24 protein-coding genes are annotated in these 24,303 nt (G+C 69.3%); 5 read left to right on the forward strand and 19 right to left on the reverse strand.

Annotation, left to right across the window (positions count from 1 at the left end; translation table 11 throughout):
- Nucleotides 1–18: 18 nt before the first annotated feature.
- Nucleotides 19–975: an RluA family pseudouridine synthase gene (locus tag HUA74_RS31685; RefSeq protein ID WP_141644288.1), complete on the reverse strand. Its 957-nt coding sequence runs from the start codon at nt 973–975 to the stop codon at nt 19–21.
- Between the two features lie 44 nt (nt 976–1,019).
- Here HUA74_RS31685 and HUA74_RS31690 point away from each other — a divergent pair, with 44 nt between their 5' ends.
- From HUA74_RS31690 to HUA74_RS31700, 3 genes are all read left to right on the forward strand, one after another.
- The gene (locus HUA74_RS31690; RefSeq protein ID WP_174457538.1) at nt 1,020–2,486 is read left to right on the forward strand and encodes a pentapeptide repeat-containing protein; all 1,467 of its coding nucleotides are present in this window, start codon (nt 1,020–1,022) and stop codon (nt 2,484–2,486) included.
- 140 nt (nt 2,487–2,626) lie between these two features.
- On the forward strand, nt 2,627–3,262 hold the full coding sequence (locus tag HUA74_RS31695) for a hypothetical protein (RefSeq protein WP_174457539.1): 636 nt from the start codon (nt 2,627–2,629) through the stop codon (nt 3,260–3,262).
- Between the two features lie 227 nt (nt 3,263–3,489).
- Complete coding sequence (locus HUA74_RS31700) at nt 3,490–4,389, forward strand: alpha/beta fold hydrolase (protein ID WP_174457540.1); 900 nt, start codon at nt 3,490–3,492, stop codon at nt 4,387–4,389.
- Between the two features lie 32 nt (nt 4,390–4,421).
- Here the strand turns inward: HUA74_RS31700 and HUA74_RS31705 are convergent, their stop codons facing one another.
- The 4 genes from HUA74_RS31705 to HUA74_RS31720 all read right to left on the reverse strand — a co-directional run bounded on the left by HUA74_RS31705 (nt 4,422) and on the right by HUA74_RS31720 (nt 8,119).
- Nucleotides 4,422–5,003 (reverse strand): MOSC domain-containing protein, encoded by a 582-nt coding sequence (locus HUA74_RS31705; protein ID WP_174457541.1) that lies wholly within the window; start codon nt 5,001–5,003, stop codon nt 4,422–4,424.
- Nucleotides 5,004–5,038: 35 nt separating this feature from the next.
- The gene (locus tag HUA74_RS31710) at nt 5,039–6,016 is read right to left on the reverse strand and encodes an MBL fold metallo-hydrolase (RefSeq protein ID WP_174457542.1); all 978 of its coding nucleotides are present in this window, start codon (nt 6,014–6,016) and stop codon (nt 5,039–5,041) included.
- Between the two features lie 90 nt (nt 6,017–6,106).
- Nucleotides 6,107–7,060, reverse strand: coding sequence for a DMT family transporter (locus tag HUA74_RS31715; protein WP_371817333.1), 954 nt, complete (start codon nt 7,058–7,060; stop codon nt 6,107–6,109).
- 75 nt (nt 7,061–7,135) lie between these two features.
- The gene (locus HUA74_RS31720; RefSeq protein ID WP_174457543.1) at nt 7,136–8,119 is read right to left on the reverse strand and encodes a GNAT family N-acetyltransferase; all 984 of its coding nucleotides are present in this window, start codon (nt 8,117–8,119) and stop codon (nt 7,136–7,138) included.
- A gap of 192 nt (nt 8,120–8,311) precedes the next feature.
- On the opposite strand from HUA74_RS31720, the gene HUA74_RS31725 reads away from it, so the two are divergent.
- Nucleotides 8,312–8,872, forward strand: a complete 561-nt coding sequence (locus tag HUA74_RS31725; RefSeq protein ID WP_141644297.1) for a cytochrome c oxidase assembly factor Coa1 family protein — start codon at nt 8,312–8,314, stop codon at nt 8,870–8,872.
- Nucleotides 8,873–8,958: 86 nt separating this feature from the next.
- On the opposite strand, the gene HUA74_RS31730 is transcribed toward HUA74_RS31725, so the two are convergent.
- The 4 genes from HUA74_RS31730 to fsa all read right to left on the reverse strand — a co-directional run bounded on the left by HUA74_RS31730 (nt 8,959) and on the right by fsa (nt 12,848).
- Nucleotides 8,959–9,924 (reverse strand): electron transfer flavoprotein subunit alpha/FixB family protein, encoded by a 966-nt coding sequence (locus HUA74_RS31730; RefSeq protein ID WP_141644298.1) that lies wholly within the window; start codon nt 9,922–9,924, stop codon nt 8,959–8,961.
- Nucleotides 9,925–9,952: 28 nt separating this feature from the next.
- Nucleotides 9,953–10,750, reverse strand: a complete 798-nt coding sequence (locus HUA74_RS31735; protein WP_141644299.1) for an electron transfer flavoprotein subunit beta/FixA family protein — start codon at nt 10,748–10,750, stop codon at nt 9,953–9,955.
- 151 nt (nt 10,751–10,901) lie between these two features.
- On the reverse strand, nt 10,902–12,038 hold the full coding sequence (locus HUA74_RS31740; RefSeq protein WP_174457544.1) for an acyl-CoA dehydrogenase family protein: 1,137 nt from the start codon (nt 12,036–12,038) through the stop codon (nt 10,902–10,904).
- Between the two features lie 156 nt (nt 12,039–12,194).
- Entirely contained in the window at nt 12,195–12,848 is a 654-nt protein-coding gene (gene fsa, locus HUA74_RS31745) for a fructose-6-phosphate aldolase (protein ID WP_174457545.1), read from the reverse strand.
- 145 nt (nt 12,849–12,993) lie between these two features.
- Here fsa and HUA74_RS31750 point away from each other — a divergent pair, with 145 nt between their 5' ends.
- On the forward strand, nt 12,994–14,058 hold the full coding sequence (locus HUA74_RS31750) for an SIS domain-containing protein (RefSeq protein WP_174457546.1): 1,065 nt from the start codon (nt 12,994–12,996) through the stop codon (nt 14,056–14,058).
- A gap of 140 nt (nt 14,059–14,198) precedes the next feature.
- Here HUA74_RS31750 and HUA74_RS31755 read toward each other — a convergent pair whose 3' ends face one another.
- The 10 genes from HUA74_RS31755 to HUA74_RS31800 form a co-directional block, all read right to left on the reverse strand.
- Complete coding sequence (locus HUA74_RS31755; protein ID WP_174457547.1) at nt 14,199–15,563, reverse strand: hypothetical protein; 1,365 nt, start codon at nt 15,561–15,563, stop codon at nt 14,199–14,201.
- Nucleotides 15,560–16,084 carry a 2-amino-4-hydroxy-6-hydroxymethyldihydropteridine diphosphokinase gene (folK, locus tag HUA74_RS31760; RefSeq protein ID WP_141644304.1) on the reverse strand — a complete coding sequence of 175 codons (525 nt, stop codon included), beginning with the start codon at nt 16,082–16,084 and terminating at the stop codon, nt 15,560–15,562. Before folK ends, HUA74_RS31755 begins: the two co-directional genes overlap by 4 nt.
- Nucleotides 16,081–16,854 carry a fumarylacetoacetate hydrolase family protein gene (locus HUA74_RS31765; RefSeq protein WP_141644305.1) on the reverse strand — a complete coding sequence of 258 codons (774 nt, stop codon included), beginning with the start codon at nt 16,852–16,854 and terminating at the stop codon, nt 16,081–16,083. The genes folK and HUA74_RS31765 overlap by 4 nt, the downstream gene beginning before the upstream one ends.
- On the reverse strand, nt 16,851–17,666 hold the full coding sequence (dapB, locus tag HUA74_RS31770) for a 4-hydroxy-tetrahydrodipicolinate reductase (RefSeq protein WP_174457548.1): 816 nt from the start codon (nt 17,664–17,666) through the stop codon (nt 16,851–16,853). Before dapB ends, HUA74_RS31765 begins: the two co-directional genes overlap by 4 nt.
- 33 nt (nt 17,667–17,699) lie before the next feature.
- A complete protein-coding gene (gene dapA / locus HUA74_RS31775; RefSeq protein ID WP_141644307.1) occupies nt 17,700–18,587 on the reverse strand; it encodes a 4-hydroxy-tetrahydrodipicolinate synthase in 888 nt (295 codons plus the stop codon).
- Nucleotides 18,588–18,603: 16 nt separating this feature from the next.
- Complete coding sequence (lysA, locus tag HUA74_RS31780; RefSeq protein WP_141644308.1) at nt 18,604–19,845, reverse strand: diaminopimelate decarboxylase; 1,242 nt, start codon at nt 19,843–19,845, stop codon at nt 18,604–18,606.
- Nucleotides 19,842–20,081: a hypothetical protein gene (locus tag HUA74_RS31785; protein WP_246137320.1), complete on the reverse strand. Its 240-nt coding sequence runs from the start codon at nt 20,079–20,081 to the stop codon at nt 19,842–19,844. Before HUA74_RS31785 ends, lysA begins: the two co-directional genes overlap by 4 nt.
- 2 nt (nt 20,082–20,083) lie before the next feature.
- On the reverse strand, nt 20,084–21,901 hold the full coding sequence (locus HUA74_RS31790; protein ID WP_254625331.1) for a TIGR04551 family protein: 1,818 nt from the start codon (nt 21,899–21,901) through the stop codon (nt 20,084–20,086).
- A 128-nt stretch (nt 21,902–22,029) separates the two neighbouring features.
- A complete protein-coding gene (gene mutM / locus HUA74_RS31795) occupies nt 22,030–22,851 on the reverse strand; it encodes a bifunctional DNA-formamidopyrimidine glycosylase/DNA-(apurinic or apyrimidinic site) lyase (protein ID WP_141649521.1) in 822 nt (273 codons plus the stop codon).
- 312 nt (nt 22,852–23,163) lie between these two features.
- Nucleotides 23,164–24,111 carry a Ku protein gene (locus tag HUA74_RS31800; protein ID WP_174457550.1) on the reverse strand — a complete coding sequence of 316 codons (948 nt, stop codon included), beginning with the start codon at nt 24,109–24,111 and terminating at the stop codon, nt 23,164–23,166.
- Nucleotides 24,112–24,303: the final 192 nt, after the last annotated feature.

Raw genomic sequence — 24,303 nt, forward strand, 5'->3', positions numbered from 1 at the left:
CTCGCGGGCGTCACGGCCTCAGGGCAGCAATGCGGCCCGCTTGAGCACGTCTCGGAGCTCGGGGGGGATGGGGGCTTCCACGGCCACCTTCGCCCCGCCTTCAGGGTGGGGAAATTCGATGCGCTCGGCGTGCAGGAACAACCGCTTGAGCCCCCAGCGCGCCTGCACGTCGCGATTGAAGGCGAAGTCACCGTATTTCTTGTCCCCGACCACGGGGTGGCCAATGGAGGCCAGGTGCCTTCTTATCTGATGGGTGCGCCCGGTCTCGATGGAGCAGGACAGGAGCGCCACCTCGCCCGACTGCTTGACGACCTTCCATCGGGTGAGGGCCTCCTGCATGTTCACCCCGCGACGGGCCTTGGACTCGGCCGTCTGCTGGTGCTCCGACAGGGGCAGGTCGATGACCCCGGACTCCTTGGGCATCTTCCCCTTCACCAGGGTGATGTAGCGCTTCTTGGAGAGGCCATGGGTGAAGACCTCCGTGAAGTGCACCATCGCCGGGCGCCGTTTGGCGACCAGGATGACGCCGGAGGTCTCCCGGTCCAGGCGGTGGGCGGGTGACGCCGTGAAGTCGTTTCGGACGGCCTTGGGTCCCAGATAGGCGCGCACGTAGTCCACCAGCGTGCCGCCGGTGATGCCGCTTCCGGTATGGACGGCCATCCCGCTGGGCTTGTCCACGGCCATCAACCAGTCGTCCTCTCTCAGAATGACCAGCCGGCTGGGGTCCACCGGCGGGGGTGGACGGTCCACTTTCGGACGGTCCTCTCCCCTGAGCGTCTGCTCGTCTCCACGGATGGTGAGCACGTCTCCGTCCGCGAGCAACTGCTCGGGCTGGGCACGTTTCCCGTTCACCCGCACCTTCTTGGTGCGAATCATCTTGAACAGGTGGCTCACGGGGACAGTGGGGAGCCGTTTGCGCAGGAGCTTGTCCAGGCGCATCCCGGCGGTGTCGGTCTCGATTCGGTACTCGATCATTTGTGCTGGCGCGCGGACCAGACCATACGAATAATCCCCGGTCCATGCCGAAAGCCCCCAGTATCGAGAAGCTCCTCCAGAACGGGTCGGCCGAGTGGAACCGACTGCGCAAGGGCGGTCAGGTCCCGACCGAGCACACTGGCGCCACCTTCACGCAACTTTTCTCCGCCAACGCGGACTTGTCGGGCCTCGGGCTCGTCGGCTCCGAGTGGGAGCGGTGCGATCTGTCGAAAATCAACTTCCGGGACACGGACCTGTCGAACGCCTATTTCCACGGCGGACGGCTCCAGGACTGTGACTTCCGGGGGGCCAACCTCGAAGGGGCGACCTTCGAGAAGCTGAAGCTGCTCCGCTGTGACTTCACGGGCGCCAAGGGTCTGGACGACGTGGAGATGGACGATGTGGACATGGACCGGGTGGTCGGTCTGGACGGAGAGGAAGCGCCTCCGCCGCCTCCGCCTCCGGCCCAGGGCATCACCGCGTTCACCCGCGAACAGCGGGAGAAGGCGCTGGGCGTGCAGGCCGCGGCGCTCATGATGGGAGAGCCGGCGGAGGAGCTGCCGCCGTTCAAGCCGCAGGACCCGCCCGGCTCGCTCTTCTTCCGGGGCCTGAAGCGCCTGGCGATGCCGCCGTTGTGGGTGCTGGATGTGCCGGGGTTGCGGCCGCTGGTGCCGCAGCGGATGCCTCCGGGCAGCTCGCTGGAGACGCTCTACCGCGAGGCGGTGAAGACGCGGCTGGAGAACAAGAAGCCGTCGGCGGACCCGGGCGTGGTGGAGAAGGCGCAGAAGGCGCTGCGGATGGGTGCCAAGGACGCGGCCGTGTCGGCCATGTACCTGCGCGAAGTGGGCGTGTTGCCGCTGTTCCGCTTCTCCGCGGCGCAGGTGTTGAAGGCGGCGCTGCGCGAGGAAGTGGACGTGGATGACCTGACGGGGTCCATCGACCCTCGGACGACGGGCGCGCTGTTGGAGCTGCGGCTGACGCACGAGGTGGTGGAGCACCTGCAGGAGGCTCGGCGGCGGCTGGCGGCGACGCAGTTGTACACGTCGCTGTTGGAGGCCGGCTTCAACCCGGACAACAACTGGGACGAGGCGCTGGAGTCGAGCGAGGCGGCGCTGGAGCTGGCGCATCTGGCCACGGGCGACAACCGCGACACGCTGTTCGAGGGCTTCCAGGTCTTCTCGGCGCTGCCCGAGGAGGCGCGGCTGCGCCGGCTGGCGTACCTGGCCGAGTCGGTGTCCAACCTGGAGCTGGTCAGCCGGCTGCCGGAGGGGATGGAGCCGGCGTGGTTGCATGGGCCAGAGACGCGTGAGTGCCACGAGCGCGAGATGACCTACGTCCAGTCGCTGAAGGCCGAGGACATCCCGACGAAGGTGGCGGCGCTGGCGAAGGCGGAGCTCGGCGTTCCCGAGGGCTCGGTGCCCGAGGAGAGCGACGGGGATTTGTTCATCCACCTGCGCTGTGACGTGTGTGGCAAGGAGAAGCTCATCGTTCAGTCGCCCGACGCGGAGTGACGGCGAGTTGAACGGTGGGGCCCTCGGGGCCGCTGGAGTCCTCTTCGGGACTCGGCGGCCCCGAGGTGTTTCTGGAGTCCAGGCGCCGACGCACGGGGGCGCGCGTTGACGTCGAAGCGGGCGTGAGCCCACGCTAGGGCATGGTCGACCACACGCGAGTGACGGCGGCACCGCTGGAGCGGAGTGCTTCGTGGGCCCTCATGGCGCAGGTGCTGCTCACGGGCGCCCTGTTCGCCGCGGTGCCGTATGCGGCGTCGATGGTGCCGTTCGAGCGCATCTACATCGACGGTCCCTACAATGCCCCGCATGAGCAGGACCCGCTGTATCCGGTCCGCACGGCGCTGATTGTCGCCGGGCTCGTGATTCCGGTCCTCGCGCTGCCCTTCGCATTCATCGGCTGGAGGCGGAGGCAGACACATCCGGGGCCCGCGATGCTTCAGATGAGCCTGCTACTCAGCGCCTTCGTCATCGGGTGGCGGAACTATCCCTACTATGCGCTGGGCATCTACCGGGCCTATCTCGGCGAAGCACGGGTCTGGGATTTCGACCCGGTCGGGCTCTATCCATTCCGCGATGCCCGCTGCCTGCCGTTCGAAGTGGGCGTTCTTCTCCTCTACCCCATCGCGGCAGTGGCGGTGCCTCGCATCGGTTATCGGCTCTTCCATGAGAAGAAGCGGATGACGCGTGCGTTCGCCATCGGCGTGCTGCTCAGCCTCGCCACGACGGTGCTCGCGTTCGCCAGCACACCGAAATACATGTTCTGGTTCATGGACTGAGCAGCCACGCTCGGAGGCCGTTCCGCGAAGGCACGCGGGGGCCTTGAGGTGAGCCTGGAAGACAGCGGCCTCGCGCCAGCCCGGATGGTCTGGAGGCGTCCCTGCGATGAGGCGCGACGGGTGCTCTCCCGGCGGCTCGTGGATGCGCAGCTTGGCTGAGGACAACAGGCCCTCGCGTCCCGACTTCCGCGTACACGACGCGAGGGCTCGTACGAGGAGGTGTGCTCATGCCAGGGGTCCATCACAGGACGGTGAAGGTGGACGGCATCGACATCTTCTATCGCGAGGCCGGCCCCGAGGACGCCCCCGTGGTGCTGCTGCCGCATGGCTATCCGTGCTCGTCGTTCCAGTTCCGGAACCTGTTGCCCGCCCTGGGGGACTCGTGGCGGTTGATTGCGCCGGACCATCCGGGCTTCGGGTACAGCGAGACTCCGGACGCGAGTCGGTTCGACTACTCGTTCGATGGGTACGCGCGGTACCTGGAGCGGTTCGTGGAGACGCTGGGGCTCACGCGCTACGCGCTGTACCTGCATGACTACGGCTCGCAGTTCGGGTTCCGGCTCGCGTTGAAGGCGCCGGAGCGCGTGGCGGCGCTCGTCATCCAGAACGGTGACATCTACGAGGACGCGTTCGGGCCGAAGTACCAACCGCTTCGGGAGTACTGGGAGAATCCGACGGCGAAGGGGCGAGAGAAGCTCGCTGCGGCGGTGAGCGAGGAGGGCTTCCGAGGCGAGTTCATTGGAGAGATTCCGGAGCATCTGGTCGACCGCGTGAGCCCGGACCTGTGGACGCTGTCCTGGCTGCTGGTGCAGCGGGAACGGCGGAAGGAACACTGGGTCCAACTGCTCGCGGATCAGCGCACGACGCTGGCGTGGATGCCGAGGTTCCAGGCGTACCTGCGTGAGTTCCAGCCGCCGACATTGATTGTGTGGGGGCCGCACGACGGGTACATGCCCGAGGAGGCGGCGCGGGCGTACTTGCGAGACTTGCCAGATGCGGAGTTGCACCTGCTCGACGCGGGACACTGGGCGCTGGAGACGCACCTGGATGAAATCGCGTTCCTCATGCGGCGCTTCCTTCAGCGCGTGCATGCGTCACGGACAGAGGATGCGGCCTACGTCACGTGAGCCGCGCGCGGGAGTTCGTCACACAGCCCCAATCAGGGCAGCACGTACGACACCGGCTTCGGCAACATCACGCGGACGTCATCTCCCGCGCGGATGACACCGGGCCGGTCCACCCAGGCCACCAGGCCCCGGCGCTCCCACGCGGCCTTCACGAAGCGACTCGCCAGCTTCACCCGGTCCGGATGGTGCTCCTCGATGACCTTCCCCGGTCCGATGCACGGCTCGTTCTCCCCTTCCACCGCGAGCACCGCGTCGTCGGGAAAGAACAGCCGCGTCCCTGGCGGCACGTGCGTCAGCCTTGGCACCCCCGTCAGCTCCAGGTTCGCACCCAGCCACGACGCGAGCACCTTCGGCACTCCGAGCGTCTCCGCCACCAACGCCAGCTCCTCCGTCGACACCAGTGAGAGCTGCCGCGTGTTCCGGATGGGTGTCCCCTTCGGGTACCACGGCGTGCGCACGTCCGCCGGCCTCGTGTGCCCCGCGTGCCGGTCCCCTTCGATTCCCTCGAAAGTCACCCGCACCTCGGGCAACTCCCGAGTCACGAAGGTCTTCTTCTCGGTGCACACCAGGACGCGGACCGCACGGCCCACGAGCCGCGGAGAACGGGAAGGCATGGCCCCGTTCTACTCCAGTCCACGCCCTCGCCGCCTCACAGCAGCGACAGTTGCTGCGGCTTGCCTCCCAGCGGCCGGGCATCCACCCCCGCGTCCCGCAGCGCCTGCGCCAGCTCCTCCGCGAAGCCGTGACACGTAATCACCTCGCTCGCCCCTGTCGCCTTCACGTAGGCCATCAGCGATGGGAAGTCCGCGTGGTCCGACACCGGAAACGCCACGTCCGCGCCGTACCGCCGCGCCGCGCCCGGGTCCATCGCCCATCCCGTCAGCACCGCCGTGCCTCGTGGCCACAGATGCGCCAGCGCTCCGCCCCGCGCCTGATGCGGCGGGAAGAACAGCACCTCGCCCGGCTCCACCTTCCCGTGGAAGCACCGCAAGTTTTCAATCGGCACGCCCAGCTCCGCGTAGAGCTGCGCCACCTCGAAAATCGACGAGTGCGCCACCAGCGAGAATCCCTTGCCCGCCAGAAACTTCATCGCCTCCTGGCTCTTGCCCAGCGGATAGCCCAGCACCACCGGCACCGCGTCCCGCTCGAGCTGCCGCCGAATCCACGCCTCCACCTGCCCCCACACCTCGTCGCGCGGCGGGAAGCGGTAGCGCGGATGACCGAAGGTCGACTCGATGACGAGCGTGTCGCACTCCGCCACCTCCGTCGCCTCCGTCGTCAGCGACGGCACCACGTTCAAATCCCCCGTGTAGACGACACGCCGCCCATCCGCGCGGATGACTCGAAGCTGCGCGCTGCCCAGGATGTGCCCCGCCGGCAACAGCTCCAGCACCAACGGTCCCAACTCGAACGGACGGCGATACGGCGCGGCCAGCGGCGCACTCACCGGCCCCAGCCGATGCTCCATGAAGCGCAGCGTCGCCGCCGTGGCGATGGTGCGCTCATGCCTGGCGATGTGGTCCGAATGCCCGTGGCTCACGAAGCTCAGCGGCGACTTGCGCTTCGCATCCAGGGACAGGAGGGTGCCCGTCAGGTGCAACCCGTTTCGACGCAGCTCCACGCTCATGAGAAGGGTCCCGGATATAGCGCGTCCACTCACCCGTGGGCCGCTTCTCTCGCGACCTCCGCCTGTCCGCCCGGGGAGCAGCCCCCGGTGTCAGCCCGTCCCCTGCACTCCCCGTCGCCTTGACTTCCACCACGTCCAGGCCGGCGACCCCAGCTCCGCCACCAGCACCCCCGTCAGGATGAGCCCACCGCCCATCGCCTCCGGCGCGCCCAGCACCTCGTAGCCCAGCACCACCGAGTACATCGACGCGAACACCGGCTCCAACGCGTAGATGACCGCCGCGCGCACCGCCGACGTCCGCGCCTGTGCCCACGTCTGGATGCTGATGGCCAGCGCGCTCGGCAACAGCCCGCACACCAGCACCGCCGTCACCAGCGACGGATTCCACTCCACCTTGCGCGTCACGAAGGGCAGGCACGCCGCCGATAACAGCGCCACGCCCCACAACTGGACCGCCACCATCCCCAGCACGCCCTCCTTCGACGCGTAGCGCTCCGTGAGGGTGATGTGCCCCGCGTACGCCACCGCACAACCCAACGACAGCAGCTCTCCCACGCTCAGCCAGCCGCCCCCCTCGCCCGGCGCGGGCCGCGTGAGCAGGTAGAGCCCCACCGCCGACAACGCCACGCCCATCAGCGCCGCGGGCTTCGGCATCCGCCGGAACACCAACAGCGACAACAGCGGGACGAACAGCACCGCCATCCCGGTGATGAACGCCGAACGCGACGGCGTGGTGAGCGTCAGCCCCCACGTCTGGAGCGCGAAGCCCAGGAACAGGAAGGTGGCCAGCACCGAGCCATGGCGCAGGTTCGTCGGGGAGAACACCTGTCGCCCCGCCAACGCGCTCAGCACCAGCGCGCCCACCCCGAAGCGAAGCGCGAGGAAGGTGAAAGGGTCCGCGAAGCTCAGGGCGTCCTTCACCACCACGAAGGTGACGCCCCAGATGAGGGTGATGAAGAGCAGCGCGCCGTCCGCCTGGAGGCCCTTGAGTCGCTCCAGGCGTGTTGGCCCGCGCCCCATGCTGTCGGGAGTGGAGATGCTCACGGAAGTCCTCACGACGCGAAGGCGCGGCGCGGGTGCTTTTGACTCACCGCGAGCCCTCACGCAACCCCGGCGACTTCAGCGCCCGGAGTCCCGCTCCAGGACCACCAATCGCTTGGAGCGCCCCGCGGCGTCCCAGGCCTCGTTCGTCCGCCGGGTCAGTGCGTCCGATGACCGACGAAAGCCCACCCTCTCGAACGTTCGCAGCGACGCGGCGTTGTCTTCGTCCACATCCGCCTGGACGCTCGGCTCCCCTTGTCGGTGTGCCTCCACCAGCAGGCAGGCCAACAGCTGCGTGGCCACGCCCATCCGCCGGGCCTGAGGCGCCACCACCAGCGAACGCACCCAGACGCCCTCCAGCGGCAACCCCTCCTGCCGATACGAGTCCACCCAGGCGAAGCCGTGAAGCCTCCCCTTCGCGTCCAGCGCACCCGCCGCCGCGCCCCGGCGCTCGGAGTCCTCCAGCCCCCAACGCTCGCGAAGCTGTCGGCGCAGGAAGCTGGCGGACACCACCAGTCGCTCGCTCGCGAAGAGGAGCAGGGCGTCCTGGTCCTCCGCCCGCAGCAGTCGGACCGCCAGCGGCCCCACCAGGTGGCGCCGCAGCGGTTTCGACCAGCCGGAGAAGAAGAAGTCCCTCACACCCCGATAGACTAGCCGGGTCTCGGGCCTCGCCCACGCGGTCGCCAGGGTCCGCTGGGCCACCCAGAGCGCCGGTCGGAAGGGCCTGGGCAACGGCACCCGCCACCGGCCACGCCGCAGCGCCACCACCCGGCCGAGCACTTCCCCACCCGAGCGCTCCTCCGCCCCCAGCAACGTGGCCGTCCGCCACGGACGGGTGGACACCACCACCCGCGCCGTCAGCATCCGCGCCTGACGCACCAGCACCACGTCCCCGCGCGACGTCGCGCCAGGCCCACAGCGCAGCACCCTCACCGCGTCACCGACGCGCAGCAGGGGATACAGGTCCTGGCTTACACCTCGCACCCAGAGCTTCTGGCCCGGAGGCAGCGCCTCCAGCACGTCCAGCAGCACCTCGGTGGACGGCGTCTTCCGCGGCGGCACGCGCCACCTCCAGGGAAGTCCGGCCCCACACGAGCCTTCCCCTGTCGCTCGTCCGCCGGAATCTACCCGCTCCCCTCTCCCAGACCAACCGACGCGAGGCGACTGGAACCCGGGGCCCTATCCCGCGCGCTCCGGGCTCGCTAAGAGAGGAGCGCCGCCCCGCCGGGAGGTGGCTCAAGGAGGAGTGAGGTCATGGACGCGACGCCCGAGGGCTCGCTGGTGCCACAGCAGGGGTGGTGGAGCCGCAACTGGAAGTGGTTCGTGCCGGTGGGCTGCCTGGGCGTGCTGGCCTCGTGCGGCTGCCTGGGCTTCGCGCTCGTGGGGCTCGGCTACTCGTCGTTGAAGAACATGGACGCCTTCACGGAGGCGGTGGCCATTGCCCGCTCCGACGCGGAGGTGCGCACCGCGCTGGGCTCGCCCATCGACAACGGACTGCCCAAGCAGACGTCGGTGCGGACCGTCAACGGCGTGACGCACGCGCGGCTGGCCATTCCCCTCGACGGGCCCCAGGCGGACGGCATGCTGCACGTCGACGCCAAGAAGCAGGGCGAGGGCGAGTGGCGGTACGACACCCTCGCGGTGGAGCTGGAGGACGGCACGCGCATCGACCTGCGCGACGACGCACCCCAAGCGCCCGACGCGTTCCCCGAGGACGAAGGGGCGGAAGAGGCGCCCCTGCCACCTCCAACGGAGCCGCCCGCTGGAGACGAGGACGCCCCGGAGCGCGGACGCGACAGCGACATCGAGCTGTAGGCGCGAACACCAGAAACGACGAAGGGGCGGCGCGGGGACACTGCCCCACGTCGCCCCTCGTCTTGAGCCCCTTGCGGGCCGGAGTGCTACTTCAGCTTGTGCAGCTCCGTGCGCAGCTCGGGGAGGACCTTGAAGAGGTCCGCGACGATGCCGTAGTCGGCCACCTGGAAGATGGGAGCCTCGGCGTCCTTGTTGATGGCGACGATGGTCTTCGAGCTCTTCATGCCCGCCAGGTGCTGGATGGCGCCGCTGATGCCCGCGGCGATGTACAGCGACGGAGCGACCACCTTGCCCGTCTGGCCGACCTGCAGGTCGTTGGGAACCCAACCCGCGTCACACACCGCGCGGGACGCGCCCACCGCGGCGCCCAGTTCGTCCGCCAGCGCTTCAATCTCCTTGAAGTCGCCCTTGGTGCCACGGCCACCGGAGATGACGACGCGCGCCTCGGTCAGCTCCGGGCGAGCGCTCTTCACTTCCTTGAACTCGACGAACTTGGTCTTCGACGCTTCGACCTTCGGCGCGAAGGCCTTCACCTCGGCGGCGCCCTCGCCCGTACCGGCGGCGGCGAACTCCGTGGCGCGCACGGTGAACACCTTCACCGGCGTGGTGAGCTTCACCTCGGCGAACACGTTGCCGGCCCACATGGGACGGTTGAAGGTGATGTCCGCGCCCGAGCCGTTCAGGCCGGTGATGTCCGTGGCCATGGCGGCCTTCAGACGCGCGGCGAGGCGGGGCAGCAGGTCCTTACCCTGGGCGGTGGACGCCATGCCCACGTAGTCCGCCTTCAGCTCGGTGGCGAGCGTGGCGAGAACGGGGGCGTAGGTCTCCGCGAGGTAGTGCTCCAGCTCCGCGGCGGCGCCCACATGGACGGCCTTGGCGCCGGTGCCCTTGAGTTCGTCGGCGACCTTCGCGGGGTCCTTGCCGATGAGGGCGATGTGCAGCTCCGCGCCGGCCTTGTCGGCCAGCTGCTTGCCCGCGGTGATGGCGTTGAGAGAGGCCTTGCGAAGGTGCCCGTCCGGCTGCTGCTCGGCGACGATGAGAACGATTGGCATGGGAGTGTCTCCGTATCTTCCGAGAGGGTTAGACGACCTTCGCCTCGTTGCGCAGCTTGTCCACCAGCGTGGCCACGTCCGGCACCTTGATGCCGGCCTTGCGCGCGGGCGGGGACGAAAGCTTCACGATCTGGATCTTCGGGGCGACATCCACGCCCAGCTTCTCCGGCGTCAGCTCCTCGATGGGCTTGCTCTTCGCCTTCATGATGCCCGGGAGGCTGGCGTAGCGCGGCGTGTTGAGGCGCAGGTCCGTCGTCACGACGGCGGGCAGCTGGCACTCCAGCGTCGCCAGCCCGTTGTCGACCTCGCGAATCACTCGCACGGCCTTGCCGTCCGCGGTCAGCGTCACGGCGGGGACCTTGTTCTTCTCCTGCTCGCTCTCCATCGACTCCACCTTGGAGGCGAACGTGGCCTGACCCCAGCCCAGGAACTCGGCCAGGTACTGGCCCACCTGGTTCTGGTCGTCGTCGATGGACTGCTTGCCCAGGATGACGAGGTCCGGCTTCTCCTTCTCCGTCACCTTCTGGAGCAGGGCGGCGATGCCGAACTGGTCCAACGGGCCCGTGTGGTTCACCCACACGGCGCGGTGAGCCCCCATGGCCAGGGCGTGCCGGAGCTGCTCCTGCACTTCCTTGCCACCGATGGACACCACCACCACTTCACCCTGGTGCTTGGCGACGAGCCGGAGACCTTCCTCCACGCCAATCTCGTCGAAGGGGTTGATCTTGTACTTGAGCCCCTCCTGCACGATGCCCGAGCCGTCGGGCTTCACCTTGATTTTGGACTCGGGGTCTTCCACGCGCTTGGCGGTGACGAGGATCTTCACGGCTGGGCTTCTCCTTGCGGGAGGCGTTTATGAAGGCTGGAAAACAGTCCGTGCGGTCCGCATTGACGCGACGCGCGAACGGTCTGGGTTAATAGGCATCCGGGTGTCACGGCGGCAATGGGAAACGGCCGCCGGACACAGTTCTGCTTTTCTACCTGAACAGTTCCTTCGCGATGACGAGCCGCTGGACCTGACTGGTGCCCTCGTAGACCTGGATGAGCTTGGCGTCTCTCATCAGCTTCTCGACGGGGTACTCCTTGATGTAGCCGTAGCCGCCGTAGACCTGGACCGCGTCGGTGGCGACCTTCATGGCCATGTCCGCGGCGAAGGACTTGGCATAGCTGGACTGCAGGGTGTTGCGCTGACCCTGGTCCAACAGCCACGCGCTCTCGTAGGTGAGCATGCGGGCCGCGTGGGTGTTCATGGCCATGTCGGCGATCATGAACTGGATGGCCTGGTGCTCGATGATGGGCTTGCCGAACGTCTTGCGCTGCGAGGCGTACTCCATGGAGTGCTCGAGCGCGGCGCGGGCGATGCCCACGGAGAACATGGCGGTGAGCGGGCGGCTGTTGTCCAGGGTCGCCATGGCGATGGCGAAGCCCTGGCCCTCTTCACCGATGCGGTTCTTCACCGGGACGCGCACGTCCTCGAACGTCAGCGACACGGTGTCGCTGGCGCGCTGGCCCATCTTGTTCTCGTGCTTGCTGACGGTCAGCCCCGCGGGGCGACCTTCCACGACGAAGCAGGTGATGCCCTTGTGCTTCTTCGTCTTGTCCACCGTGGCGAACACCGTGTACTGCTCGGCGTGGCCACCGTTGGTGATGAAGCACTTGGCGCCGTTGATGACGTACTCGTCACCCTCGCGGCGCGCCGTCGTCTGCATGTTGGCGACGTCGCTGCCGGCCTCCGGCTCGGTGAGACAGAAGGAGGAGAACTTCAGCCGCTCGGCGAAGTGGCTCAGCAGGCGCTTCTTCTGGTCCTCGGAGCCGTGGAGGATGATGGGGAGGTTGGCCAGGTCGTTGGCGATGATGGACGTGGCCACGCCCGCACAGCCCCAGCTCAGCTCCTCCGCGACAATCGTCTGGTCCAGGTGCGACAGGCCCACGCCGCCGTACTCCGCGGGGGCAGCCATGTTGAGCAGGCCCAGCTCGAAGGCCGTGGCGAGAAGGTCCCGGGGGAAGGTGGCCGTCTCGTCGTAGTGCGCCGCCTTGGGGCGAACCACCTCGCGGGCATACTTGCGCGCCGCCTGCTGGAGCGCGCGCTGGTCCTCGGTGAGCTGGAATTCCATGAGATTCCTCGGGGTGCGTCGACGTGTTGATTCGGAAGTCAACGAATACATGCCGCGCCGCGAAATCTCCAGCCCAACCCGCCTGGGAAAGTGGAGCCCAGGGGGGCGGGCGACACCCCGGGGGCCACGAAGGCCCTCCGGGGACCCAGGGTGCGTCTACTTCTTCGCCTTGGGGACCTTTTCCCAATCCGCGAGGAACTTCTTGATGCCCGCGTCGGTGAGCGGGTGGTTCGCCAGCTGGGTGATGACGCTGTAGGGCAGCGTGGCGACATGCGCGCCCATGCGGGCGGACTGGAGCACGTGCACGGGGTTGCGCACGCTGGCGACCAGCACCTGCGTGTCGAAATCGTAGTTCTGGTAGATCTCCAAGATGTTGGAGATGAGCTCCATGCCGTCCTGGGAGATGTCGTCCAGCCGTCCGACGAAGGGCGACACGTAGGTGGCGCCGGCCTTGGCGCACAGCAGGGCCTGGTTGGCGGAGAAGATGAGGGTGACGTTGGTGCGGATGCCCTCGGCGGTCAGCGCCTTGACGGCCTTCACGCCCTCGACGCCCATGGGAATCTTCACGACGACGTTGTCGTGAATCTTCGCCAGCACGCGGCCCTCGGCGATGAGCCCGTCGGCGTCCAGGGACACGGCCTCCGCGCTGATGGGGCCGTCGACGATGGAGCAGATCTCCCGGATGGTCTCTTCCAGCCCGCGGCCGACCTTGGCCAACAGGGACGGGTTCGTGGTGACGCCGTCCACGCAGCCCATGGCGTGGGCCTTGCGGATTTCCTCGACGTCCGCGCTGTCGATGAAGAACTTCATCTCGTCACTCTCCTGGGTGGCCCGGTGAAGGGCTGGAAAAGGAATCGGCCTGGGGGGCCGGGCGAGCAGGCGCGTAACCGATGCCCCCCCACGCGTCAAGGGTGGCCACGGTGGTGTCCGGCAGGTACAAGGCGAAGCCGACGCCATGGCCCGCTCCCCTCGCTCCGCCGTCAAGAAGCCCCGTCTGCGCGCCCTCCCCGGCCGCTCCACGCCAGCCCCTTCGTCCGAGCCCGAGCCGGACGACGAGGCGCTGCTCGCATGCGCACGCGATGTGCTGGAGGCGGAGGCGAACGCCATCCTCGGCGTGACGACGCGGCTGGGCGCGCCCTTCCTCAAGGCCGTGCGGCTGGTGCGCGCGTGCGCGGGCCAGGTGATTGTCACGGGCATGGGCAAGGCGGGCCACATCGGCCAGAAGCTCTCCGCCACGCTGGCCTCCACCGGCATCCGCTCCGTCTTCCTGCACCCCGCGGAGGCCGTGCATGGAGACCTGGGCCGCGTGGCGCGCGGAGACGTCATCCTCGCCCTGTCCAACAGCGGCTCCACCGAGGAGCTGCTGCGACTGATGCCCGCTTTCAAGCGCATGGCCACGCCGGTCATCGCGCTGACGGGGGATGCTCAGAGTCCGCTGGCGAAGGGCTCGGACGTGGTGCTGGACATCGGCCGCATCGCGGAGGCGTGCCCCATGGGCATGGTGCCCACCGCGTCCACCGCCGCGCTGCACGCCTTGGGCGACGCGCTCACCATGGCGGTGATGCGCTCGCGCCCCTTCGGCACGGATGAATACGCGCTCCTGCATCCCGGTGGGAAGCTGGGCCGCTCCGTGCAGCGCGTCTTCGAGCTGATGCGCACCGGCCCGGCCAACCCGCTGGTGCGCGACATCGCCCCGCTGTCTGAGGTCGTCGGGGTGATGACGAAGACGCCGGGACGTCCAGGCGCCGCGTGCGTGGTGGACCGAAGGGGACGGCTGGTGGGCATCTTCACGGACGGCGACTTGCGCCGCCGCGTGGAGCAGGGCCTCACCGACTTCGACATCCCCGTGCGCGACATCATGGGGAAGCAGCCGCGGTGCGTGACGCCGGACACCCTGGTCATCGCCGCCACCGCGCAGATGCGCGAGCTGCGCGTGGACCAGCTCCCCGTGGTCGACGTCGAGGGCCGCGCCGTGGGCCTGCTCGACGTGCAGGACCTGCTCGCCGCGAAGTTCGTCTGAGCACTCGGGCGGCGCGTGGCTGCTTCCGGGTGGCTCACTCCGACGGAGGCTCCCGCGCGCCGGACTCGATGGCGTGCCACGGAGCAGACGGGGGACTCTGAGCATCGGGCGTCGCGTGACGCCCGTGCTCGATGTGGCACCTACTGCGTGAGCTTCGCCTGGAGCCCCGCCTTGTTGGCGTAGTCCGGCGCGTCCGTGGCCAGCTTCTCCCACAGGGCCTTGGCGCCCTTGTCGTCGCCCTTGGCCTTGAGGGTGTCGCCCAGCTTCTCCACCGACGCCGGGTCCGTCTGCACCGCCACGCCCCACACGCGCGCGGCCATGGGACGGCCCAGGCCCGTCAGCGCCCAGGCCATGCCCGCCTTCGCGCGGCCATTCTCCGGCTGGAAGGGCACCACGCGCGTGTAGTTGCCGAGCGCTTCCTGGAAGCGCCCCTTCGACAGGTGCTCCTCGCCCTCGTCCACCAGCTTCGCCAGGCCCTGCTCCAGCTCCGGCGTGCGCTCGGTGTTCTGCACCGCGTCCACCATCTCCCGCGTCAGCGGGCGCGGCGCGTCCGGCCCCTGCGCCGCCGGAGCCTGCGCCAACCGGATGCGACGGTCCTCGGCACGCGACGCGAGCAGCTTCGCCCGGCCCCCCGCCTTCACCGTCTCATCCACCAGCGTCACCAGCCGCTTCGCAGCCGCGGCGCGCGAGGAGGCCGGATTCATCGCCTGCACCGCCTCGAAGCCCTCGCGCGCCTGCTTCAGCGCCGTCAGGTCCTCGCCCTTCGTCTCGAACAACACCGCCGAGCGCCCGTAGAGCGCCTCTTCGTGCCGGGGCTCCACCTCCAGCACCGTGCCGTACGCCACCAGCGCGCCCGCCGCGTTGCCCGACAGGAAGAGCGCATTGGCGCGCATCACGCCCGTCTCTAGCGCGGGCTCCAGCGCCGCGCGAGCACACGCCGCGGCGCCCGCCACGTCGCCCTTCTTCGCGCGCTCCTGAGCCACCGCGCCCATCGCCTCCAGCGCCTGCCCGGGCGTGAAGCCACAGCCCGCCGCCTCCGCCGTGGCCAGCGCCGCCTTGCCCAGCTTCTTGCGCTGCGCGAGGAACACGTCGCGCACCGGCTTCGCGCGCTCGTCCGCCTGGAGCAGGTACGTGCCCGCCTCCGCATTGCGGCCGTTCAGGTAGTACAGGCGCCCCAGCGACGCCGCGATTTCAAAGGTCTTCTCCCGCCCCTGCAGCCCCTCCGTCGAGTCGAGCTGTCGCAGCAGCTCCTCCGCGGACGGCGGCGCCTTGCCGGTGCCGGACAACGGAGGATGACCCGAGGGCAGCTCGCCCGTGGGCGCCGCGGTGGGCGACGCGCCACCTTCCACGGCGGGATGGCCTTCGGGAAGCGCGCCTCCCGAGGGAGCGGACGGCTTCGCGGGCGACACCTGGGTCCCCGGAGGGACGGGCGGGTGACCAGGGGGCAACGGGGAAGGCTCGGCGGCGAGCAGCGCCGCGGTGGCCAGGGCCAGGGAAAGGTTCATGTCTCGTTGCTCGGCAGGCTCGCTTCGGGCCACGCGGTGGCCTCACTCCTGCGGACATCCTGCGGGGCGAGTTTCCCGAGGAGCTCCTTCACCGTCATTCCCAGCACGGGGTGCTGCAAGGCAGGCGACAGCTCCGCCAACGGCTCCAGGGCGAAGCGACGCTTGTGCAATTCCAGATGGGGAACCTGAAGGTGAGGGTCGGCCACCACCTGGCCCTCGCAGAAGAGGATGTCCAGGTCGATGGTGCGCGGGCCCCAACGCTGCTCGCGCCGCCGCCCCAGGTCCTTTTCAATCTGCTGAAGGATGACCAGCAGCCGCTGCGGCGACAAATCGCAGTCCAACGCCACCACCGCGTTCAGATAGCGCGGCTGCGGCGGCCCCACCGGGGCGCTGTCGAAGAGTGAGGAACAACGAAGCACGGCCACCGCATCGATGCGGGACAGCGCGGTGAGAGCGGCGACGAGGTGGGATTCGCGGTCCCCCTCGTTCGAGCCCAACCCGACATAGATGATGGTGCTCACGGCTCCATCTCAACTGGATTGAGCAGCGTCCCGATTCCCTCGATTTCGACCTCGACCGAGTCGCCGGCCGACAGCTTCCCTACCCCCGACGGCGTGCCAGTGCTGATGAGGTCCCCCGGCAGCAGCGTCATGATGTGGGAGATGAACGCCACCAGGCGAGCGGGGCTGAACACCATGTCCGACGTGCGGCTGTCCTGGCGCACCTGCCCGTTCACCCGGCAGGAAATCTGGAGGTCCGACGGGGACAGCCCCGTCACCGCCCACGGGCCCGCGCACGCGAAGGTGTCGTAGCCCTTGGCGCGGGTGTGCTGCGTCTCACGCTTCTGGATGTCGCGCGCGGTGACGTCGTTGAAGCACGTCAGGCCCCAGATGGCGCGCGCGGCCGTCGTCTCGTCCGCGTTCTTCAGCCGCTCGCCGATGACGAGCGCCAGCTCCGCCTCGTAGTGCACTTCCTGGCTCGCCTTGGGGATGCGGATGGGCGAGCCCGGGCCATTGAGCGCGGTGGAGGGCTTGGTGAAGATGAGCGGCTCGGTGGGGACGGGCTTGCCCATCTCCTCCGCGTGCTTGCGGTAGTTCTGACCGATGCAGACGACCTTCGACGCGTCCGAGGGAACCAGCAGCGTCACCGCCGACAGCGAACGGCGGATGCCCGTGTCCTTGACCCCGCCCACCCAGGGGGCCGAGGAGAGCACCACCACCTCGGAGCCCTCGACGCGGCCATGGTTCGCACGGCCTTCGTGGAGGAAGCGGCAGTAGCGGGCGGTCGTCATGAAGTCCTCTGGAAGCCGAGTACGTCGGCCATGTCATACAGCCCCGGAGGGCGGCCCACCACCCAGCGCGCCGCGCGCAGCGCTCCCAGGCCGAACTGGTCTCGGCTGGTGGCCCGATGCGTCAGCTCGATGCGCTCGCCCTCACCGAAGAAGTACACGGTGTGCTCGCCCACCACATCCCCGCCCCGCAACGTCTGCACGCCAATCTCGCTGGGGGGCCGAGCCCCAATCTGTCCGTGACGGGCGAACGCCAGGTCGTCCTGCGTGCGCCCCAGCGCGGAGGCGAGCACTTCCGCCAGCCGCAGCGCGGTGCCGCTGGGCGCGTCCTTCTTCATCCGGTGGTGCGCCTCCAGGACCTCCACGTCGAAGCCAGGTCCCAGCACCCGCGCCAGCTCCGCGGCCACGCGGATGACCACGTTGACGCCCACGGACATGTTCGGCGCCGCGACGATGGGAATCGCCTTCGCGCTCTCCACCAAGAGCGCCGTGGCCTCCGGCGAGAAGCCCGTGGAGCCGCACACGAAGGCCACGCCGCGCGCCGCGCACATCTTCGCGTGGGCCACGCTCACCTCGGCGCTGGTGAAGTCGATGACGACGTCCGCCGTCGCCGTGTCGAGCGCGCGGGCCAGGTCATCCACCACCTGAACCTCCAGCGCGCCCAGCCGGGCGGCCAGGCCCGCGTCCAGGCCCACCGCGGCGCTGCCCGGCCGCTCCGTGGCGCCCACCACCTGGAGGTCCTCCGCGTCACGCGTCAGACGCAGCAACGTGCTGCCCATGCGACCGGTGATGCCGGTGATGACGGTGCGAATCATGTGGCCGCGCTCCTCGGTGTCGTGTCGTGGCGCTCAGTGCTTCAGCAGGCCCAGCAGTCGCAGCTCGTCGCCGAGCTTCTCCGCGTTGGGCGCGGTCATCGGCACCAGCGGCAGGCGGACTTCCGGCCCGAAGAGGCCCAACAGGTGCAACCCCCACTTCACGGGGATGGGGCTGGACTCCACGAAGAGCAGCCGGTGCAGGTTGTTCATCTTCACCTGCAGCTCACGCGCCTTGGCGAAGTCACCCGCGCGACCCGCGGCCACCAGGTCCGCCATCAGCCGGGGCGCGACGTTGGAGGACACGGAGATGACGCCCTTGCCACCGCACGCGATGAAGGGCAGCACGGTGAAGTCGTCGCCGGACAGGAGCGTCAGCCGGTCTCCGCACTTCTCCAGGATGTCCACCGCCCGGGCCATGTTGCCGGTGGCCTCCTTGATGGCGACCACTTCCGGGAAGTCGCACAGCCGCTGCACCGTCTCCGGCAGCAGGTCCACGCCCGTGCGGCCCGGGACGTTGTAGGCGACAATCGGGAAGCCCGGATGCGCGCGAGCCACCGCGCGGAAGTGCTCCACCAGCCCCGCCTGCGTGGGCCTGTTGTAGTACGGCGTGACGATGAGCGAGCCATCCGCTCCCGCGTCGCGCACGCGCCCCACGCTCGCAATCACCTCCGCGGTGTTGTTGGAGCCGGCGCCGCCCAGCACCTGCACGCGGCCTTTCGCCTCCTCCACCACCACACGCACCGCGCGGGCCTGCTCATCGGCCGACATGGTGACGGATTCGCCCGTGGTGCCCATGGGCACGAGCACGCTGGTGCCGCCTTCAATCTGCTGGCGCACCAGCGCCCGGTAAGCCGACTCGTCGAGCGCGCCGTTCCGGAACGGAGTCGCGAGCGCCGTCATGGAACCTTCGAAGGTCTTCATTCCGGCGCTTATATGTTCAGGCCCGCTCGCCGCGCCAGAGATCCTCGGTGCGCTCGCGCTCCCTCACCACCCGCCACGCCTCTGCGTCCACCAGCACCTCGGCCGGGCGGGGACGGGAATTGTAGTTAGAAGCCATGCTCATCCCGTAAGCCCCGGCGCTGAGGAAGGCATACAGCTCGCCCGGCTGGGGGAGGACCAGGGGACGGGCCCTGGCCAGCACGTCGGTGGACTCACACACCGGCCCCACGACGTCCACCTCCACCGCCTTGCCCCGCCGCTTCAGGAGCGGAACGAAGGCGTGGTGGGCTTCGTAGAGCGCCGGACGGAGCAAATCGTTCATGCCCGCGTCCACCACGGCGAAGCGTTTGGCGGGCGTCTGTTTGCGGTAGAGCACGCGCGTGAGCAGCACCCCCGCGTTGCCCACCAGCGAACGTCCCGGCTCCAGCACCAGCCGCGCGCCGGTATCCTTGGTCGCGTCCAGCACGACGCGCGCGTACTCCGCCGCCGAGGGAGGCGTCTCGTCCGAGTAGGTGATTCCCAGGCCCCCGCCCACGTCCAGGTACTCCAGCGCGTGCTTCTGGGCCTTCAGCGCCTGGTACAGCCCCGCCACCTTGGTGAGCGCCGCGCGCAGGGGCGAGCTCTGGGTGAGCTGCGAGCCGATGTGGCAGTCCAGGCCCGCGGCCCGCACGCCCTTCATCTTCTTCGAGCGCGCGTAGAGGTCCACCGCCTCCTCGAAGGGGACGCCGAACTTGGACGTCTTCAACCCGGTGGCGATGTAGCGGTGCGTGCGCGGGTCCACCTCCGGGTTGACGCGCAACGCGAACGGCGCGCGGCGTCCCAGGCGACGGCCCACGGCGTCCAGCGCCTCCAGCTCCTCGGCGCTCTCCACGTTGAAGAGGAGGATTCCGGCGGCGAGCGCGGCCTCCATCTCCTCCGGCGTCTTGCCCACGCCCGCGAACACCGTCTTCGCCGCCTCGCCGCCAGCGTGCCGCACCCGGGCCAGCTCGCCGCCGGAGACGATGTCGAAGCCCCCGCCCAGCCCCGCGAACAGCCGGAGGATGGCGAGGTTGGAGTTGGCCTTCACCGAGTAGCAGACCAGGGGCCGTGCGTCGGCGAACGCGTCCGTCACCGCGCGGAAGTGCTGGGTCAGCGCGGCGGTGGAATAGACATAGGTGGGCGTGCCCACCGCGTCGGCGATGGCGGGCAGCGGCACCGCCTCCGCGTGCAGTACGCCCTTGCGATACGGAAAGGAGCTCACGGTGTCCCAGCGTCGACGATGGTGGTGGGGGTCAGGACCCCGCCGTCCGTCGTCGGAGTAATCGACGGCCCCGAGGACTCCACGCTTACGGGCGCGGTGTCCGACGGCGGCGGAGGGGTCTCCGTCGCCGGCACCGGCGCCGCCAGAGGCGGCTTGGCCGGACCCTTGATGCCGCACGCCACCATCCCCAACACCAGGACGGTGGCGACCCCGAGCGACGTGAGGGCGCGCTTCATGGCTAGAACTTCACGCCCAGCCAGCCGCGGATGCTGTGCGGCGTCTCAAGATCCGCCTTCAGGGCATCCGTGTAGGCCTGCAGACCGCCCATGGGGAAGAGGATGCCGTAGGCGATACCCGCGAGGAAGCCGTCCTCGGTGGTGTAGTCCACGCCCGCGTTCACCTCCACGCCCAGCGACTTGCTGGTGAAGGACGGCGTCGACTCCGCGTAGAGCGCCTGCGAGTAGATGAGGCGGCCATACAGGTCGATGCCCGGCGCCACCGCGTACTTCACGGACGGGCGCACGTAGAACGCGTCGGTGACGCCGCCAATCAGCTCGCGCCAGAGGATGAGGTCGATGCGGTAGTCGCGGTTGAAGCGGAAGTTGCGGATGGCGGAGTCGGAGCAGCCGCCGCCGTCGCAGCGGTACTGAGGACCTTCCACGTCACCCGGGTTGGTGTAGTCGTTGGTGCCCGAGCCTTTACGCCCCGGGTAGTTGCCGAAGCCCGGCGCCTTGTCACCAGAGGCGAAGCCCAGCTCCAGCCCCAGCGTCAGCTTGTTGTCCGCCACCTTCACCTCGCCCTGGGCCACGCCGCCGAACTGCGCGACGCGCAGGCTCTGGTCGAACGTCGTCTGATTCGCCGCGAGCGCGCGGTTGCCGATGGTGCCGAGCACCGCCGCCAGTTCGAACTCCAGGCGCCAGTTGCGCTCCTCGTAGCGCAGCCACAGGTCCGGGATGTACAGCGAGGCATCGCGGGGGATGAAGGCGCCCGTGGGCTGGTTGTTGGCGTCCTTCACGTTGTCGTAGTTCTGCGTACGCCACGCGAAGTGCAGGCCGTACTGGAGCACGCCCTGGTTGTTGTCCAGCTTGGAGCGGATCTGCGCATCCGTGTCCCGGCGGGCGATGGCCAGCACCCAGCTGTGGGCGTCATCGGCCTGCGTCAGGTCCACCGGCTCACCCTGGGCGCCGCCCCGGTACTGCGAGCCCTCGGAGTTGAAGTCCAGCATGGGCGTCACGTACCAGCCCGCGAAGGGCTCGGTGACGAACTGGATGCGGTCCACCGTGTCGCCGTAGTCGCAGTCGAAGCAGTTGCCGTCGTTGCGCAGCATGCCCAGACCCCATTGGCTGCCCATGCGACCGAAGCGCAGGATGCCCACCGGCGTGTTCACCTCGCCATAGGCGCGGCGCAGCTTGATGGAGTCCGACAGCGTGTCGCCCAGCGACTCCTGGTCCTCGGAGAAGATGGTGAACACGTTGCGCTGGTCGCCCGGGTAGAGCGAGTCCGGCGTGGAGCCCATCACCACGTTGTCCAGGCCGTCCACCTGGAGCTTGATCTTCACCTGCTCGGACACGTTGAACGTGGGGTCCAGGCGCAGGCGCATGGTCGCGAAGGACTGGGTGTTCTCGCCCCGGCGGCCCGACACGGCGGGGAAGATATCCTGGTTGGGGACGGGGACCCTGCCCAGGTCGAACTTGTAGAAGAGCGTGGGGCGCAGGCGGAAGTAGCCGTCGAGCGTGAAGACCTCCAGCTTGCGCTTCTCCTCCGGGTACTCCTCGCTCCACTCCTCGCCGTTGAGGGACTGCTTGGCGGCCTCCGCGCGAATCTCTCCGCGCAGCTCCTGCTTGGTGGCCTCCAGGTCGTCACGGGTAACGGACTCGCCCTCGGCGGCGGGGGGCTGCACGGCGGCGGGCGCCGCGGGAGCGACAACCGGCGGCTCGGCGGGGGCGGGGGCGGGCGCGGCCTCCGCGGGCGCGGGCGGAGGCGTGCCCCCAGCCGGCACCTGGGCGGTGGCCGTGGAGGAAGCGACGAGCAGCGCCGCCAGCAGGACGTGAGACATGGGCAACGATCTCCAGGGCCGCTCGGGGCGGCCGGGTCGGAAAGGCGGGCGATTCAAGCCACGGGACAGGGGGGTGTCAACGCCAACCGGGACGCGAGTTCGCGCCGTCAACGACAGGACGTCCAGGGTCATTTCCCTGTCCTCCCCCGGGGTTGGCACTTCGGACAGGCATAAGTGGTGCGTCCGGCCTGGGTGAAGGACTCCACCGGCGAGGCGCACTTGGAGCACGGGCCGCCACCGCGCCCATACACCAGGAACGGGTTCTCGGAGCCTCCATCCTCGAGGTACACGGGCTCCTCGCCCTGCTGCTCCTCGAGGCCGAAGTCGATGCTGGCCCGGATGGCCTGGACCAGCCGCTTCCAGTCGTCCGGGGTGAGGGTGGAGGGCTTCCGGGCGGGGTGGAGGCCGGCGCGAAACAGGGCCTCCGCGGCGTGGATGTTGCCCAGGCCGGCGATGCGCGCCTGGTCCATCAGGGCGATCTTCAGGTCCTGCTTCGAGGACGCCACGGCCTGTTCGAGCTGGCCGGAGGTGAGGCCATCCGCCAGCGGGTCTCGGCCCAGGGCCTTCACGACGTCCAGGGAGCGCAGGCCCGCGGAGGGCGTCGGCTCCATACGGCCGAACATGCGCGCGTCGGCGAAATGGAGCACCTGCCCGTTGTCCAGGTGGAAGCGGGCGCGGCTGTAGGGGACGACATCGCCTTCGGAGCGCCGGACGAACTTGCCCGTCATGCCCAGGTGGCCGAGGAGTCCTCGGCCTTCCTCGAAGGCGAAGAGGAGGTACTTGCCCCGCCGGACGAGGGACTCCAGCCGGCCGTGAAGCAACGCGAAGTGGCCGCGCTCGGCGCCGCGAAAGACGCGGGTGTCATCCGCATCCGCGCGCACGAGGCGTCGTCCATCGAACCAGCGCACCAGATTGCGCCGGGCGATTTCCACTTCGGGTAACTCAGGCATCCGCTCGGGCACATAGCACCGGCGCCCTCCCAGCCCACGCATTTCTTGCGCCTGTCGTCTCGCGCACATGCCCCGGGGCGCTGGCGGCGGTGCCCCGAGCACCCCCACCCCAGGCCCCGGCGACAGGTTCTCGGACGGGCCTGGGAGCGGAACGACCCCGGTGGGCCCGGGCAAGAAGAGGGACGCATCCCGGCGGCGATCAGCAGTCCTGGGTTTCCGGGGCGCCGCTCGAAACGGCATGGACCCATCAGGTCAGGGCAGGTGGCCCCCGGAGGACCGTGCGACGCGGCACGCATCCATCGAGCCATCTCCTCAGGGCGCGGGCTCACCGCCCTCGTCATCCACCCCGTCTGGGGTCGACTCCCGTTCGGGGGTCGGGGTGTCTCCTCCCCGTTCCCGGACCTCGCGGGCCGCCACCCGGGGGCGCAGCCTCAGCGCCCCTTCCACTGACGGCAGCGGCTGTCCCGCCCGAAGCGCGGCCACCCCGCGCTCCAGCACCCCCAACAATGCCCCCGTCTCGGCTTCGCGCGGAGTCACCTCGGGAGCGGGCCGAGGCCCACGTCGCGTCCGCGCCTGCGCACGAGCCCTGCGCTCCAGGAACGCCAGCACCCGCTCGCGGTGGACATCCGGGTAGCGCCCGGGCTCGAAGTCGGCGGAGCGCGCCTCGATGAGTCGCAGCGTCGCCTCCAGTTCCCCGGGCTCGACGGCGGCCTCCGCCATCCCCTGCTCGGAGAGCTGCTCCCGCGACACCACTTCGTCCACGGCGTGCAGCGTGGACAACACGAGCCCCCGCGCATGCGGCCGCACGAGACACAGGTGCCCCTTCTGGTACAGCACCCACCGTCCCACGCCCACGCGGCCCGACTCCCGCAGCGCAGCAGCCAGCAGCGCGTGCGCGTGCTCCGCGCCCTTCGCGGGCATCAGATGAAACGACGTATCCACCAACAGCGAGTCCACCCGCGCGGGGTCCACGAACTTCTCCAGCGCGATGACCTGACTGGCCATGGGGTCCAGAGCCTCCAGCTCCCCGCTCGTCACGGTGACCTGCCGGCCGTCCGCCAGCGTGTAGCCCCGCACCACGTGCTCCAGCGGCACCTCCTCACCGTCCGCGGAGCACACCCGTTTGTTCTGGATGCACGCGCCGTCCGCGTCGTGCCGCAGATGGAACTGGACCTGCCGGGACACGACGGCGCCGTGCACCCTCACCGGGAGCGTCACGGGGCCGAAGCTCAGCGAGCCCACCCAGACCGGACGCGACATCACGACCTCCTCGGGTGCCCATTCCTTTCGACACCCGCCACCCCGAAATCTCCGGCTGCTCGCATGACACGACAAGGCTCGGCGGGTGTACCGCGAGGCGCACGAGCCCTCCCGCCCCCGTGAGCCAGGAGTCCCGAGCCTCACTCATTCCGCCGGAACCCACACGAGGGACTTGCCGTGGAGGTGGACGCT

Origin of the sequence: Myxococcus sp. CA051A, from assembly GCF_013336705.1 — a bacterium.
GTDB classification, from domain to species: domain Bacteria; phylum Myxococcota; class Myxococcia; order Myxococcales; family Myxococcaceae; genus Myxococcus; species Myxococcus llanfairpwllgwyngyllgogerychwyrndrobwllllantysiliogogogochensis.